Origin of the sequence: Siphonobacter sp. BAB-5385, assembly GCF_002261125.1 — a bacterium.
Classification (GTDB): domain Bacteria; phylum Bacteroidota; class Bacteroidia; order Cytophagales; family Spirosomataceae; genus Siphonobacter.
Map to the genome: position 1 here is coordinate 28,553 of NZ_NMPS01000191.1, position 15,134 is coordinate 43,686.

A 15,134-nucleotide genomic window follows, 5' to 3' on the forward strand; every position below is an offset into this window, starting at 1 on the left:
GTGACCCTTCCTAAATACCGTTTAACCAAGGCCTTATACTGCTTTACTTGAAATTCAATCAAATCCATCTATTTAAACGTATAGTCCATTCATTTTAACAGTTGCAAAAAGGCTGTTAATTCAAACCTCTATTTTACTACTATTTCCAAATAACGTACTCAAATAAACGTCTACTCAGATGTATACGATTAGCTTATTTATCTAGTCTTATCGGCCTAACTACGCAAGCATTCTCCCTTACTTCTGTATTCATTTTGTCATCTTTTAGGTTTAAATCAAGAGGGTATGATTGTATCAAATGTGATGATAAATCTACATAAAGTGTAAAAATAGAACCTCTATCTTTGATCAGCCTTAACGCGTCCAATGCTAGTCATTCTATGCGTTAACCTCTATACAAAAGTGCATTCAGTTCTTTTTAAACAGGCGAAAACCTGTTGTTTATCAGTGCATTAACAGTTGTTTTGATCGATTAACCGTTTGGGTTTATTGACGGTATCTTCTGTTTTCCCTGAATTATTTATCCATCCCTTTACAATCAATACTTACCGAATGCATGACTCGCTATTCTTACTCATTTATAGCAGGAATAAATCATCTTAACGCATTCATTCTGGATTGACATCAGGCATTGGGTTCGTCCCTGATCTAATAACCGCCAAGACCGAACATCTGTACCGTATCCACTCTTCTTTTTTTATCAACGTATGCAAGCTGCAAACGGCTTGAAGCGTCTGATACCTTGTCACTTAAACAATTTTATGAAAAAAAGTTTACGCATTTTTTATGCCTTTGTACTGGTGTTGTGGTATGGCTTTCCCGGTTTGGCCCAGTATGTTCCCGGAGATACGGTTACGCACAACGGAAAAAAATTCAAAATAGTAAGTACAAATTTGATTCCAAATCCTGGATTCGAAAACGGCTTCAGCGATTGGACGGACGCTACGTCTGCCGCAGCTCCGCTCCAATCCAGTAAATTTACGGTTATGACTATGGGTGGGGTAAACAACTCCAAATACCTGGTCGGAACAACCAATGAAGGTTCCAGTTCTTCGGGTTCACTGGGTACAGGCCGGGCTATTCAGGCGGGAAAAATCCATTACATTTCTTTTCAGACCTAGTATCAGAATGCCAGTACGGCAGCAGGTTCAGAGGGTTACTCCAGCGTCTCACGAACCAACAAGCGAACGGCCTCAGCAGAACCGTTGCTGGTACTGAATGCGACCCAGGTCAATGGAGATGGGCAGTGGACGGCCAATAGGTCGTTTCTACGAATACTTCCTCCTATGCTTACGTAGTGGCCCCTTTCCGGTGGTTAGCGGGTCGGGTGGGTTATGACGACTTTTTCCTCCATGAAGTCACGGAGCTCACTAATACGGCCGACTTGCAGGCTACCATTCAGGCAGCTAACGCCCTTTATCATAGAATAGATAAAGCCTTGATAGTAATACAAATCATTTGATAAGCTTCCGGAAACAGTGAAATGTCCCATTTTACTGAAATGACCCTCTTTTTTGATTAAAAAGGGCTCGGTAGGTGTGCCTTTCCTGTTCTAAAATTGCACAATGTTTATTCCAAGTTTACTTATTCAAATAAAAGGAGCAATACGTTTCTGCTTCTAAACAAACCTCTTCATTTATGATGCACTTTAGACCTGCCCTTCTTTTTAATCTATTGGTTAGCCTATGTAGCTCTACAGGCCTGGCTGAGCCCCCTAAGCCACCTGCCCAGACGATTCCCGGCAAGACTCTACTAGCCACAAATTCTTACCCAAACCGAATTGATAAGGTACACGTCTCAAAAGTCCATGTAAACGATGCTCCAAAAGCCAACCCAGTTGACGTAACGGCTCGAATCGTCAACCCCAGTTTCGAGTCTTCCTTTACAGGGTGGACTAACCAGGGCCTCTATACACAAACCAACGCGGATTTTAACCCTCAGAAAGCCGGCAACACCTACGCCGAGCGTTGGGTAGGCGGCCCGCCCCTGCCCAACGTAAGCCTTTCTCAGAAAATTACCGGTTTGCCCAACGGGCAATATACACTAGTAGTAGGAGCCCAAAACATTACTCAAAACCCAGATACGGGCCAGCCGGGCGGTTTCGTCTTTGCCAATAACGCTCAAACCGAAGTTGGAGCAAGGGGAGAATACTCGGTTGATTTTCTGGTTATCGACAGCACCGCCGTTATTGGCTTTAAAACGGAAAATTCCCGCGGTAACTGGATGGCCTGTGATAACTTTCGACTCCACTATAAAGGGGCGGCTACGGACCTAATGAATGCAAGGCTACAGACGCTGGTGGATTCAGCCACCACGGTGCTGGGTAAAAAGATGCAGAACGCCCGTCGTACGGCTCTTGAAAGTGCGGTTTCCGCTGCTCAGCAAAGTCTGTCGCAAAATGCAGCTGGAGGTGAACTGGCGAATCGAATTGTACAGATGCAAACGACGTTAGCCCCGGCCCGCGTATCGGCTGAGGCCTACCGCCAGCTACAAGTCGCTATTGACTCGGCAATGATTGTGTATGGCAATGGTACAGCCAACCAAGCGGCTGCGTTCCTGGCGGTTATTGACCAGAATAAAGCTCTCGCGGCTAATCTAAATGCGGAGTTAAGTGAGGTTGAGAAAGCTCCTAAAGCAATCTACGCGGCAACCTTGGCCTTTCGCTATGCGAATGCCTCCAGTACGGCTCCGCTGGACATGACCAAATATATCGTCAATCCGGGCTTTGATAACAACAACGCAGAAGGCTGGAAAGGCGGGGGTACGGTTGGGTATCATGCGGTTGAGTTTTACCAGCGAACCTTTAACTTCAACCAAAGCATCGCTGGGCTTCCTGCCGGAAAGTATGTGCTCAAAGCACAGGCCTTTGAACGCCCCAAACACAACGATGCCGGGGCTGCCTATACCGCTGGTACCGAAACGATTCATGCCCGACTCTATGCCCAAAGCAATCAATTCTCGGAGAAAAACATACCTTTTCCCTCGTTGTACCAACATCCCTATTCGGGCAGTGGCTCTGATAAGGGCTACATTAACACCATGGCCAGTGCGGAAGTAATGTTCACGGGTTCGAATCGTTCCAACTATCAGGTAGCCTTGACAAACATCCTCTTGGACGAAAATGACGTGCTTACCATTGGAGCCAAAAGCACCTTTCAACAAGGCGGATCCTGGGCCCTGATGGATCATTTCCGACTCGAATACCTGGGTGGTCTGGACGATGCCGACTACGTTGCCCTAATTAACGACCGGATTGTCAGAGCCCAGCAGCTCCTGGCGGAACGAATTCAGTCTTCGGCCCGGCAATCCCTGCGATCCGCCATCTCCGGTGGTCAGCAGGCCGTCGGAGCCAGTCCCCGGGTAACGGGCGATCTGGTGCAGGCCAAACAGACACTCAACGCCAGCATTGCCGCAGCCCTGGGATCGAAGAGTACGTACGATAGTCTGCAGCGTACGATTGCCTATGCTACTAAAGTGTTGGGCTGGTACACCAATGTTCCCGCTAAAAAAGATACACTGCAGCCAGCGATAAGCAGAGCTACGGCGGCTCTGAACGATTCGACGCTGACCGGAGAGCAGCTGCGGCAGGCTTCGCTCGACCTACGAAACGTCACCCGATACGTCGACAAGAAGACCTATATGGCCGGATGGATGATGGGAGACATGAACAATCCCGATAACAACTGGAGCTATACGCGAAGCGTAGAATCGAAAGACTGGATCATCGTCTGGGAAAAGGGTTTTAATACTACTAATCCGGATAGTCTCTATTATGGCAGCACCAGGTGTGATGTAAATCAGGCTTTCGAAGTCGCTCAGCGAAGTTTTGACTTGTATGCAGACTCGCTCAAGTTCATCACCCGGGGTAATTCCAAATCAGATACGTACAAGATGGTCATCCGGCTTCGGTACGCCGCAGGTTGGGAAGCCAACGGCTCCGGCGTAGACGACATGATTGGCTTACTGACGTTAAGTCCCTGGGCTTTCACTTCGGCAGAGACCATCGCTCACGAAGCCGGTCACTGCTTTCAGTATCAAACACACTGTGACAACTACGACTGGAATGGTTGGCTGTATGGTTTTGGGCCTGATGCTTCCGGTGGAAACGCTTGGTGGGAACAATGTGCCCAGTGGCAGGCGTATAAGGTGTTTCCAGAGCTGCAATTTAATAACAGATCTTTTTGGGCTTATCTAAATACGGTTCACAAGCATCTACTTCACGAAGCACCCCGGTATGATAATTTTTTCATTCAGGACTATTGGGTCAGTCGGCACGGACTCGACATCATTGGCCGCCTGTGGAACCAGTCCATCAAGCCGGAAGATCCCGTTGAAGCCTACCAGCGGATTACGGGTATCAGCCAGAAGCAGTTCAACGACGAAATGTATGACTGTGCCGCCAAGTTTGCCAGCTGGGACCTTAGCCGCATCCGGTCCTACGGTGCCAGTGTCATTGCCTCCCGTCCACAGCCCAAACTCAACGATGCAGGCGGCAACTACTGGCGAATCGATCCCTCCGTGTGTCTGGAAAATTACGGTCATAACATCATTCAGCTTAATGTACCCACGGCGGTAGCGGGCGGCCGGACCAAAGCGGATGCCTTCACGACCGTTCGGGCTTCGTTTCAGGGCTTAGCGGGCACGAGTGGCTACCGGGCTAATTACGTATCGGAAGCTGGCTGGCGGTACGGTTTCGTGGCGTTGCTCAGTGACGGTACCCGCCTCTACAGTCCCATGCAATCGGTGGACATGACCACGAATGCGGGCGTAGATTCCCTGAGTTTCCAGGTTCCCACTACGGCTACCCGATTGTGGCTGATCGTTTCGGGGGCTCCTAAATCGCACTGGCGACATGCCTGGGATGACAACGATAGCAACGACGAACAATGGCCCTATCAGGTACGATTCGCGTATACGAATCTGCTCAATGAGCCCAATGTGATTCCAGCCGAACAGCCGACACCCGTCAGTCTGGTCAGTTTCGCAGCCGAAGTTCAAACCAATAAAACGGTGGAAATCAATTGGAAAACCGCTGGCGAGCTTAACAACAAAGCCTTTATCGTGGAACGTAGCCTGGATCTGAGCACGTTCGAGAAAGTAGCCGAAGTACACGAGGTGGCCGGCACCAGTACGCAGCAGCATACCTACCGAATCGTTGATGAGAAACCGTATCAGGGCACGAGCTATTACCGACTCATTCAGGTGGACCGGGATGGTACGCCCCACCCGTACCGACCGAAGTCTGTACTCATCGATGGCTCTTATCTAGTCTATCCGAATCCCGTTCAGGGTTCCAGCTTCCGGGTATCGCTGGATGAGCCGTTGAAAGCAAACGTATCGCTGTCCACCGTAGAAGGACGAGGAATCCCTCTGAAGCGAACGGTCGAAACGGATCGTAGTTTGCTTTTAAAGGCAGAAGGTCATCTCAGTCCGGGCGTATACCTGCTGAAGGTGGAAGAACGAGCCCACGTACGAACGCATAAGATTGTAGTTAAGTAATGAAGCAAGTAGGCAGAAAGCAGGGGAACATTTGATCCCCTGCTTTTTCTATTGTATGTAGAGGACTGTTTCGGGGAAGAAAACAAAAGTCGTTTCCGTAAAACTCTCCCACGTTACTAGCGGAGCCTGGCCCCGCATCGCTCTTTATCTTTTCCAGCCCACTCGGCCATCGCATTGATTACACCTTTCAGCTCCTCACCCGCTTCGGTCAACGTGTAGGTAACCACCGGCGGAACCACGGCCTGAGCAGTCCGAATGAGCAGCCCATCCGCTTCCAGTTGTTTTAGATGCTGAATGAGCATTTTTTCGGTTATATGCGGCATGGCTTTCCGAATCTCGCTGTACCGCTTGCTACCCGCTAGCAGATGATACAGAATGATCGGTTTCCAGTGCCCACCAATCTTATTCATCACATACGTAACCGGACATTCCTGTAAAACAATTTCCCGATTGGCATTATACGTTGAAGTTTCCTTGATCTGGGTCATGGGTACATACTTTAGGGTAAGTACTTGTCAAAAAGTAAGTACAAAGATACCTTTGCTCCCACTAAAAACAAACGCACCATGAACTATGTAATTACGGGTTCACTCGGCCACATCAGCCGGCCCCTGACCCAAAATCTGGTTAAAGCCGGACATAACGTTACAGTAATCAGCAGCAATTCCGACAAGAAATCTGCTATTGAACAATTGGGAGCTACTGCCGCCATCGGTTCCGTTGCCGACGAAGCCTTTCTGCAAACAACGTTTCAGGGAGCCAATGCCGTGTATTTAATGGTACCGAGTGATTTTTCGATAGCAGATTATCCCAGCTATCAGCGAACGGTAGCGGATGTATATGTGAAAGTGCTGGCGGCGAGTTCGGTTACGCATGTAGTACTGTTGAGCAGTATCGGAGCGGATTTACGCCACGGAGCTGGCCCCATTGACGGCATCGCTTACCTGGAGGAAAAGCTGGAAGCCCTTTCCCAACTAAACGTGAAAGTGTTACGGCCTTCGTACTTTTTCTATAACCTGTTTAGCCAGATTGATCTGATTCGTAACGCCGGTATCGCTGGCAATAACTTCGGTAATACCGACGAAAAACTGGTACTCACCCATACCGACGACATTGCCGCAGTAGCCACGCAACAACTGCTGGATTTGTCCTTTACGGGTTATAGCATTCAGTATATCGCCAGTGACGAACGCCATCCGACTGAAATTGCTGACGTATTAGGCAAAGCCGTTGGTAAGGAGTCAACGCCCTGGGTGCCGTTTAGCGACGAAGATTCCAAGCAAGGTATGATTAGTGCTGGCTTACCCGAAGGTTTCGCGGATTTGTACGTGCAAATGGGCAAAGCCATTCGGGAAGGAAAATTACAGAAAGATTACTGGCAAAACCGCCCGGCTACTCTGGGAGCCGTGAAACTGGAAGACTTCGCCAAAGAATTTGCGGGGGCTTATCAGCAAGGATAGGTTTTTACGAGTTATTAGTTATCAAGGGTTGAGCTTATTGAAAATAACATCCGTTTATCGAAACCTTTGATTTAGATACGCAAAAACCCCGTAAGTGAAAGCTTACGGGGTTTTTGCCTCAAAAAAGCTTTACTTATTGGGGATTCTGTACGACAACCCCGTTGGAGTTGTTGATCTCATCCTGCGGAATCAGAAACTGCCAGCGAATGTCTCCGGCGGGCACCTCGAATACGCCGTTGTTATAAGCCGCATTGTGGTTTCCACCGTTCCGGTTCAGGGGAGCATTGGTGCGTTTCAAATCGTAAAAACGGAAGCCTTCCCCCCAAAGCTCCATCCGGCGTTGCGTCATGATTTCTTCAATCAAAGCATCACCCGTTTTTGTGGATTTCACGTATTGCGGATCGCGATTAACGGCCAGGGGGTACAGTACATCCGCTGCCTCGGCATTTTTTCCCTGCCGGGCCAGGGCTTCGGCTTCAATCAGATACATCTCTGCCACCCGCATGTAGGGAACGTCTCCGATACTCAGGGATTGGTCTGCTACGCGGAATTTCCTGGAATGATAGGCATACCGCTGGAAGTTGGAAGCAGGCAGGGGGAATTCTGCCGTATTCCTGCCCGTGGGATCCCAGAGCTTCTTCCGAATATCCGTTGTGGAAATTTTGTCGTACAAGGCAGAAAAAATCAGTTTCGGGGCCGAACGGATGGCCGTCGAGTTGTAATTGTTGGACATGTACGCGAAAAACGAATAGAAATAATTCGTCTGATCGGCCACAATGCGGGAAGACCACATCCACTCCGGATTGCTGTAGTTGTTAAAACCCGACAGATAATCTTCATTCGTCATGAGCGTAAACCGGGCCCGGGCCTCTTTCGCAAACTGAGCCGCCGTCGCGTAATCCTGCTGGGTCAGTGCTACCCGGGCCTTGATGCCTTTCGCTACGTTAATGTCAAAGTGCGATTTGTTGGTGCGGGTATAGCCATCGAATAGTCCAATCGCTTCCGTCAGGTCCTTGTGAATCTGGGTGTATACTTCCGCTACCGTGTTCCGGGGCGTCGGTGTCGTTTTGGGTTCTAATACCAGCGGAATGCCCAGACCACTGTTCGGCTGTCCGGCTACGTAACGTTCCCCGTACAACTGCACCGCCTGAAAATACGCCCAGGCCCGGTACGTCAATGCCTCCGCCTTGATGGCTTTTTTATCGGCTTCCGGACCTTCGGCGTTATCGATACCAGCCAGCAGCATGTTTACGTTGCCAATGATGACGTAGTAAAACGTGTAATTATAGAAGGAACTGCTACTCGATGGATTCCGGTGGTTGATCCAGCGGTACTCATTCAGCAAACCATTGTTGGAGGCATTGGGAAACACGACGTCCTCTCCCATAATGTCCATATACATCATATTTCCCGACTGTCCCCCCTGTACCTGCGTACCAAAGATTTGGGAATACAGAATCCGGTGAATCCCGTTGAGAGCCGCCCAGGCATTCTTCGTCGAGGTAAACGCGTCGTCCGTCAGTACCTGATCGGTGGGTTTTTTCTCCAGAAAATCTTTATTACAGGAGGCTAACAAGCTCAGTGCCAGTACGCCCATCATTCCACTTTTCACTATATTTTTCATGATTCAATGCTTCTGTTAAGTGGTTTACTAAAATCCCAGGCGGGCTCCGATGGACAATACGCGGTTAAAGTTGTAGGTATTGTCAACCGTTCCGTTGAACGAACCCGTTACGTTCATACCGCGACGGGTCGAGAACAGAGCCAGGTTTTCTCCCGCGAAATACAGACTGGCCGATTTGGCTCCAATACCTGATAACCAGCTCACGGGCAGCGTGTAACCCAGGGTAATGTTGTTGAGCTGCAGGAAGGACGCATCGGTCAGGAAGCGGGTGCTTTCGCCGGTCAGGTTCGCCACATCGCCGTTATCGAAACGAGGTACATCCGTTACGTCACCGGCTTTCTGCCAGCGTTTGAACGCATCTTTGTGCAGAGCCGTGCCGTACGTGCCGCCGTGCATCAACTGACGATACGCGTTGTCATACACTTTACCTCCTACCTGGAACGTTAGCACAAAACTCAGCGAAATGCCTTTGTAGGACAGGTTATGATTCATGGAACCATAGAACTTGGGAATCGACGAAAAGCCGGTATAGCGGTAGTTGGCTTCTGAAATTACCCGCGTCAGCGTATCCGCACCCACGATTTTTGCGTTGGTCGTCAGGGTGTTGGTTTTGTACATCGCTAAACCCGTTTCCGAATCAATCCCGTGGAATTCCCGCATGTAGAAATCATAGATGGAATGACCCACGCTGTACGCTTTGGTACCCGTCTGAATCAGGGGCTGACTTTCGGGCATCTTGGTAATTTTGTTCTTGAAGGACGTTAGGTTGAGCGTTACGGCGTAGCGGAAATCCTGCGTCCGAACCACCTCGCCCGTCAGTTGAAGTTCAACGCCCCGGTTGTATAAACTACCGATGTTGCGGTTTACTTCAAACTCTCCACTGGTCGTACCGCCATTCGCCAGGGCCAGGGGTACGCTAAAGATCAGTCCGTCGGTAGCCCGGTTGAAAAACTCCACGCTACCCGATACCCGGTTCCGTAGTACGCTGAAGTCAATGCCAACGTCGAAGTTCTTGGCCGTCTCCCAGGTCAGCTGGTAGTTGGCAATGGAAGCCTGCGTAAAACCCGGCTCGGCGTTGTTGTTACGGGCCAATTCATACAAACCCTGGTAGGGATAATAGCCGAGATCGCCCAGGTCTTCGTTACCGACCACGCCGTACGAGGCCCGCAGTTTCAGCATACTCAACCAGTTGATATTTTTCAGGAAGTCCTCTTTTTCGATGTTGTAAGCCGCTCCCAACGACCAGAACGTAGCCCAGCGTACGTCTTTGTAAAACTTGGAGTTCCCATCCCGCCGGATCGACGCATTCAGTACGTATTTCTTGTCGAAATCGTAGCTGGCCCGGGCAAAGTAACTTTCAATCCCGTAGTTATCTTCCCGCGAGGAAACGTTGAGTACCGTGGCGAAGTTGGGCAATTCCGTAATACCATCGACGATGATCCCCGCCCGGGCTCCAACCATGTAGTTGTATTTGTACGTATAACTTTCGTGGCCGCCCAGTACATTCAGGTTGTGCTTACCGAAGGATTTATCGTACTCCAGCAACTGATTGAACGTACTGCTCATGGTCCGGTACAGGTAGTGGTACGAACGGCCCGCCGGAGCACCATCGCCAATAATGGGGTTGTCGTAGGTACGACGGTGACGATCCTGCAAATCGAAGCTGATGTTGGACGTAGCTTTTAAATTGGGTAAGATGTTGATCGTGGCATACGCCCGGCCACCGATAATGCCCGTTTCTTCTTTTCGGTCATTCAGCTCATTTTCCCAGACGGCGTGACGGCCACTGGAGAAAGGACGACTGTCGCCCATATCGTATACTTTGTTGCCGTCTTTGTCCAACACATACGCTCCCGTGGCCGGATCATGCTTGTAGACCAGATAAATCGGCCCCATGAAACGGGTGATGTAGAAGGGATTAATGAAAGACGTTCCACCTGTACCAGCGTCGGTATTAGACCGACTGTAGCTTCCGTTCAGATTAATACCCGTTTTGAACCATTTGGTCGGCTGCGTATTCATATTAACGCGAGCCGTAAAACGCTCAAAATCAGATTTCAGCAAATAGCCTTGTTCTTTCGTATACCCAACCGAGGCGAAGTAATCGGATTTATTCGCTCCTCCGTCGTAGGAGATGTTGTAATTCTGACGACTCTGTCCACCCCGCTGAATGGCTTTAACCCAGTTCAGATCTTCGGGATACAGCAACTGGGCATTGGGATTCAATATGCCATTCGCATCAACAATCTGATTATTCGCCACATTGAAGGGATTATACTTCAACAGATCGTAGATGCCCGTATAGTTTCTTCCCAAATACTGGGTGGTCTGACCAGCCGCAATGCTTCCCGCTACTTCTTGTGGAATTCTCAGCGAACCGTATTGCAGCGTGTTCCGCTGTACTTCCCACATCAGGGGATAGTATTCCTGAGCCGAAACGGTTTCGTATTCGGGCAAGCCCCGGGAAATGGTTCCTACGGATGCGTTGAAGTTCAGATTGTTACGATTATTCTTTCCTTTTTTGGTCGTAATCAGGATTACCCCATTGGCTCCCCTGGATCCGTAGATAGCTGTTGTAGAGGCGTCTTTGAGTACGTTAATGGACTCAATATCATCCGGATTGAGACTGCTGGTATTCATGTTGAAAGGCACGCCATCTACCACGTACAGAGCAGAGTTGGAGGCCGAAATGGAACCGAATCCCCGAACGCGAATGGCAGGTGCCGAACCCGGAGCCCCGCCCGACTGGATGGTCTGACGCCCGGAGCCGCTCCCACCAGTGCGTTGAGTGCATTGGATACGGGTCGCTTGGCAATGTCGATGGCTTTTACCTGAGCGGACGATCCGACGTGTGTTTCCTTACTGACGGTACCGTAACCCACAACCATTACTTCATTGAGTACCTGCGATTCTTCCTGTAGGATGACATCAACCGTGGTTTTGTTAATAATGTCGATTTCGGACCTGGTAAAACCAATGTTACTGAAGACCAGAACAGTTTGCCCTCTGGGGACAATCAACGTATAACGTCCTTCGACATTGGTGACGGTTCCGGTAGTGGTGCCCTTTACGGCCACGCTGACACCCGGTAAGGGTACGCCTTCCTGCGAAGAAGTCACGACCCCTTTTACAGTAGTTTGTGCATAGAGAAAGCTTCCTGTCAGAACTAGGAACAGAAAGCTGAGTAGAGATTTACTCATAGAGCGAGTGAATTAATAGTGGTAAGGGAGTACGAAAGAGCCCTAAAACTAGGTTCACTTGCAGGTAAATAAAAATTTGTCAAATAAGTTATTCGAAAAATCTTATATTAAGTTTATATATTAAAATAAAATTAAATTTCGTCTTTTCAACAAAGACCATACATATCCTTATATGAAAGTAGTGAATACATACTATCTATAGTTTAAGATGGCTACCAAGCAAAAACTCCCGCCAACGCTGGTTGACGGGAGTTTAACGGTGTGGAATTCCACGCATTACCTTATGAACTATATCCGCTATACGAAACCGTAAGCATTCGACTGACCACCATCAATGGCGATGGTTTGACCATTCACATAGCCACAATCTTCGCTTAACAGAAAAACAACCAGTTTCGCTACCTCTTCGGGCTGACCCAGCCGTTTGGTGGGGTTAAACGATGCGTATTCGGCTTCGGCCTTTTTCGGATCTTCGGGATTGATCTGATTGAAAGCCTCGGCCACCATCGGCGTCAGGATAGCTCCCGGAGCGATGGCGTTGGTCAGGATACCGAACCGACCGTATTCGAGTGCCGCATTCTTGGTGATGCCACTGACGGCGTGTTTGGTAGCAACGTAGGGCGTTTGGTTCATCACACCCCGAATACCTCCGACGGAAGCCACGTTCACAATGCGTCCGTACTCCTGCGTTTGCATGACCGGAATGATGTAACGTAGCCCATAATACGCACCCATCAGGTTGATGTCGATCACCTTCTGGAATACGTTCAGATCGTAATCCGTCAGTGAAGCCTGACGCCCCTCAATACCTGCATTGTTATAAAAACCGTCGATTCGACCGTATGCATTTACGGTTTCCTCGACGTAATTCTTCACCGCCTCTTCGCTGGAAACGTCCGCTACGACGGTCAGCACTTTCGCTTCCGGGTAGCTCTCTTTAATCTGCTGCTGGGCCTTTTCCAACGCTTCAGCATTATAATCCACTAACGATAGGATGGCTCCTTCTTTGGCCGCTTCCAGGGCGGTGGCCAAGCCTAAACCCATGCCCGCACCCGTTATGACGATTACTTTGTTTTCTAGCTTTTTCATATCATTATAGTAATTGTACTTACTAAATAACCCTTTTACCAGCAGTAAGGTTTAGATCTTTTGAAAATTATCTGTATCTACATATAATTTAACCTTAATATTGAGCGGATCTAATGCTGGATTCCTTAACCCTGAGTATCAGAGAGGTCTGGCCAGGATTGTCTAACTTTACTAACGTTTGAGGTCTTTTGTGAGGTTGGCAAATACGTAATCATGCTCCTGACGGATCCCGAGTTTTTCCAGGGGCTCCCAATACCAGCGGGGCGTCAGTACGGACGTATAGGTGGTAATGCGGGTTAGTTTACAGGCCTTACCCTCTACGGCGTCGAAGTAATAGATGGCTTCTTTGAAACCCAGCCATTTCCGGCCAATGAGGTTATAGTCGATAACATCCATTTTCAGCACTTTGCCTCGTTTCAGTTCGGTAATTTTCTCGACGATGGTTCCGCCACCAAAGTCGGAATTACTAAGTTTGCCACCTTTGAAATAACAGGTCCGCAGGCCCCCGACTGCTTCTTTTTCCAGGACACATTTCACGGGAATCGGTAAATCAAAATGCATCAGAAAGGGCTTTTCAGCATCCAGGGTATCGACGGATTTGATGGCGTCGTATACCTGTTCGGGCGTGTAAGGAAAGACTTGCTCCGTCCGTACTTCAATAATGGCTTCTTTGTCAGTATTCAGAAAATGTTCCGCAGGGGCGGCAATCAGGAACGGAATCAGGGGAAGCAACAGAACCGATACCCGATCGGTACTTTTCATCTGATCATACCGTTTCACCAGATGCGAAAGTACGTAACCGAAGAAGATCAGGGGTACGATCAGGGGCAGGGTCATAACAATACAAAGCAATCCGGATAAGCCGGGTATATACAGGGCCAGCAGCACGATCACGGTTGTACCAATCGCTCCCCAAAGCAGATACTTCTTGTTAGGCATAGCCCCGATGGAAATTCCCAGGACGATGGGTAGTAGAATAAATAAAACCCAACCATAGTTAACCAGACCCAGGAACAGAAACGCAATGCCCGTACCCAGAAAAAGAAGCGTCACCAGAATGGAAATGCGAAAACTGCGGTCCGCTAAAATAGCTTTCATAAATCAGAAAATCGTTTTACCTGTCAGGACTAGAGGGCATCGGAGATGCAGAGAGGATTCAAAGTTACCACTTCTATCACTTGGCAGAACAAGACATTCAGTTATGAATTCATTAAGTTTTGAAACCCGTACGCTTCATTGAATTCAATCTGAAATTTTTCCAGTAAGCTTCGGTATTCGTCCTGAAACGTCTGCGTAGCGTGGTGCTTTTCCTGGTTCTGGATGTAATGATAAACGCTCGCGATTTGTGAATGGCTGTAAGAAAAGACGCCATAGCCCCGCTGCCACTCAAAACGCTCCGGCGTCAGTTGCTGGTCATTGATGTATTTAGAAAATTTGGCCTTGACGGTTTTCATTAACTCGGAGATCGATACGACTGGCTTCAGACTTATCAGGCCATGGACATGATCGGCTACCCCATTTACCAGAATCGTTCGGCAACCAGATTCGTTGATCAGGTTGCCGATTACTGCAAAAACTTCCTTCCGCCAGTCGTTGTGTAACATTGCCTGCCGATATTTTACAGCAAAGACCAAATGCAGGTAGACTTGATGATAGGTATTAGCCCTAATCATAGGGTTGAGAGGGCTAATGTATCGGTTGGGAAAGGGGGGTTGGAAGGGGTATTGGAAATTTTGATTGAAGGCTAGTTGGAAGGGAGGAGCGTCAGGAGTGGGATTTGGTCTTGGTATGTTTTGTCTTTAGATGTGGAGAAAGGGCGTTAAAATGCTGATAAAAAGGACGTAGGGTTGAAACCCTACCCTACAGGATGGTTCGAGCCTACGGCTCTTGTCTGGATCTTTTTTTATAGGAACTTACTTTTCTTGATGCCTCTTTATCTCACAACCCAATCAAAAAGAGCCATAGGCTCGACCCATCCTGTAACCTTGGATTTTAATCCAAGGAAAGACTCTACAACATAGATTAAGGATCAAGTCTACCTGTGCTCAATCAGGTAATACCTTGATTTTCAATTATATATTCTTCCTACCGCTTCAAAATATGATAGTACATTTCACGCCTTCCGCATGTACTATAACCCATTCAAACCCGCTCATAGAAAAAGTATTTTCATAAATAGTAAAAATAAATTAGCTATTCGAGAAAAAGTGTTTACCTTTGTATCACAAAACACCGCGGGATGGAGCAGTTGGCAGCTCGTTG

General features: G+C 48.5%; 10 protein-coding genes. 3 read left to right on the forward strand and 7 right to left on the reverse strand.

Annotated elements, in window-relative coordinates:
• The first annotated feature begins 761 nt into the window (after nucleotides 1-761).
• Nucleotides 762-1,121, forward strand: coding sequence for a hypothetical protein (locus BWI93_RS19010; protein WP_094814192.1), 360 nt, complete (start codon nucleotides 762-764; stop codon nucleotides 1,119-1,121).
• A gap of 517 nt (nucleotides 1,122-1,638) precedes the next feature.
• Nucleotides 1,639-5,499 carry a DUF6055 domain-containing protein gene (locus BWI93_RS19015; RefSeq protein ID WP_094814194.1) on the forward strand — a complete coding sequence of 1,287 codons (3,861 nt, stop codon included), beginning with the start codon at nucleotides 1,639-1,641 and terminating at the stop codon, nucleotides 5,497-5,499.
• Nucleotides 5,500-5,615: 116 nt separating this feature from the next.
• Here BWI93_RS19015 and BWI93_RS19020 read toward each other — a convergent pair whose 3' ends face one another.
• Complete coding sequence (locus BWI93_RS19020) at nucleotides 5,616-5,987, reverse strand: helix-turn-helix domain-containing protein (protein WP_094814196.1); 372 nt, start codon at nucleotides 5,985-5,987, stop codon at nucleotides 5,616-5,618.
• Between the two features lie 78 nt (nucleotides 5,988-6,065).
• On the opposite strand from BWI93_RS19020, the gene BWI93_RS19025 reads away from it, so the two are divergent.
• Nucleotides 6,066-6,959, forward strand: coding sequence for an NAD(P)H-binding protein (locus BWI93_RS19025; RefSeq protein WP_094814198.1), 894 nt, complete (start codon nucleotides 6,066-6,068; stop codon nucleotides 6,957-6,959).
• 133 nt (nucleotides 6,960-7,092) lie between these two features.
• Here the strand turns inward: BWI93_RS19025 and BWI93_RS19030 are convergent, their stop codons facing one another.
• The 6 genes from BWI93_RS19030 to tnpA form a co-directional block, all read right to left on the reverse strand.
• Nucleotides 7,093-8,583 (reverse strand): RagB/SusD family nutrient uptake outer membrane protein, encoded by a 1,491-nt coding sequence (locus tag BWI93_RS19030; RefSeq protein ID WP_094814201.1) that lies wholly within the window; start codon nucleotides 8,581-8,583, stop codon nucleotides 7,093-7,095.
• 27 nt (nucleotides 8,584-8,610) lie between these two features.
• Entirely contained in the window at nucleotides 8,611-11,334 is a 2,724-nt protein-coding gene (locus BWI93_RS19035) for a SusC/RagA family TonB-linked outer membrane protein (protein WP_369679191.1), read from the reverse strand.
• Entirely contained in the window at nucleotides 11,241-11,783 is a 543-nt protein-coding gene (locus BWI93_RS19040; RefSeq protein ID WP_094814205.1) for a carboxypeptidase-like regulatory domain-containing protein, read from the reverse strand. The genes BWI93_RS19035 and BWI93_RS19040 overlap by 94 nt, the downstream gene beginning before the upstream one ends.
• 297 nt (nucleotides 11,784-12,080) lie before the next feature.
• On the reverse strand, nucleotides 12,081-12,872 hold the full coding sequence (locus BWI93_RS19045) for a glucose 1-dehydrogenase (protein ID WP_094814207.1): 792 nt from the start codon (nucleotides 12,870-12,872) through the stop codon (nucleotides 12,081-12,083).
• A 171-nt stretch (nucleotides 12,873-13,043) separates the two neighbouring features.
• A complete protein-coding gene (locus BWI93_RS19050) occupies nucleotides 13,044-13,970 on the reverse strand; it encodes a polyketide cyclase (RefSeq protein ID WP_094814209.1) in 927 nt (308 codons plus the stop codon).
• A gap of 101 nt (nucleotides 13,971-14,071) precedes the next feature.
• Nucleotides 14,072-14,545 carry an IS200/IS605 family transposase gene (tnpA, locus tag BWI93_RS19055; RefSeq protein ID WP_094814211.1) on the reverse strand — a complete coding sequence of 158 codons (474 nt, stop codon included), beginning with the start codon at nucleotides 14,543-14,545 and terminating at the stop codon, nucleotides 14,072-14,074.
• Nucleotides 14,546-15,134 lie beyond the last annotated feature (589 nt).

Excerpts from the sequence above, each read along its gene's own strand:
- BWI93_RS19010 (WP_094814192.1), top strand. The coding sequence starts at position 762 with ATGAAAAAAAGTTTACGCATTTTTTATGCCTTTGTACTGGTGTTGTGG.
- BWI93_RS19015 (WP_094814194.1), top strand. The coding sequence starts at position 1,639 with ATGATGCACTTTAGACCTGCCCTTCTTTTTAATCTATTGGTTAGCCTA.
- BWI93_RS19020 (WP_094814196.1), bottom strand. The coding sequence starts at position 5,987 with ATGACCCAGATCAAGGAAACTTCAACGTATAATGCCAATCGGGAAATT.
- BWI93_RS19025 (WP_094814198.1), top strand. The coding sequence starts at position 6,066 with ATGAACTATGTAATTACGGGTTCACTCGGCCACATCAGCCGGCCCCTG.
- BWI93_RS19030 (WP_094814201.1), bottom strand. The coding sequence starts at position 8,583 with ATGAAAAATATAGTGAAAAGTGGAATGATGGGCGTACTGGCACTGAGC.
- BWI93_RS19040 (WP_094814205.1), bottom strand. The coding sequence starts at position 11,783 with ATGAGTAAATCTCTACTCAGCTTTCTGTTCCTAGTTCTGACAGGAAGC.
- BWI93_RS19045 (WP_094814207.1), bottom strand. The coding sequence starts at position 12,872 with ATGAAAAAGCTAGAAAACAAAGTAATCGTCATAACGGGTGCGGGCATG.
- BWI93_RS19050 (WP_094814209.1), bottom strand. The coding sequence starts at position 13,970 with ATGAAAGCTATTTTAGCGGACCGCAGTTTTCGCATTTCCATTCTGGTG.
- tnpA (WP_094814211.1), bottom strand. The coding sequence starts at position 14,545 with ATGATTAGGGCTAATACCTATCATCAAGTCTACCTGCATTTGGTCTTT.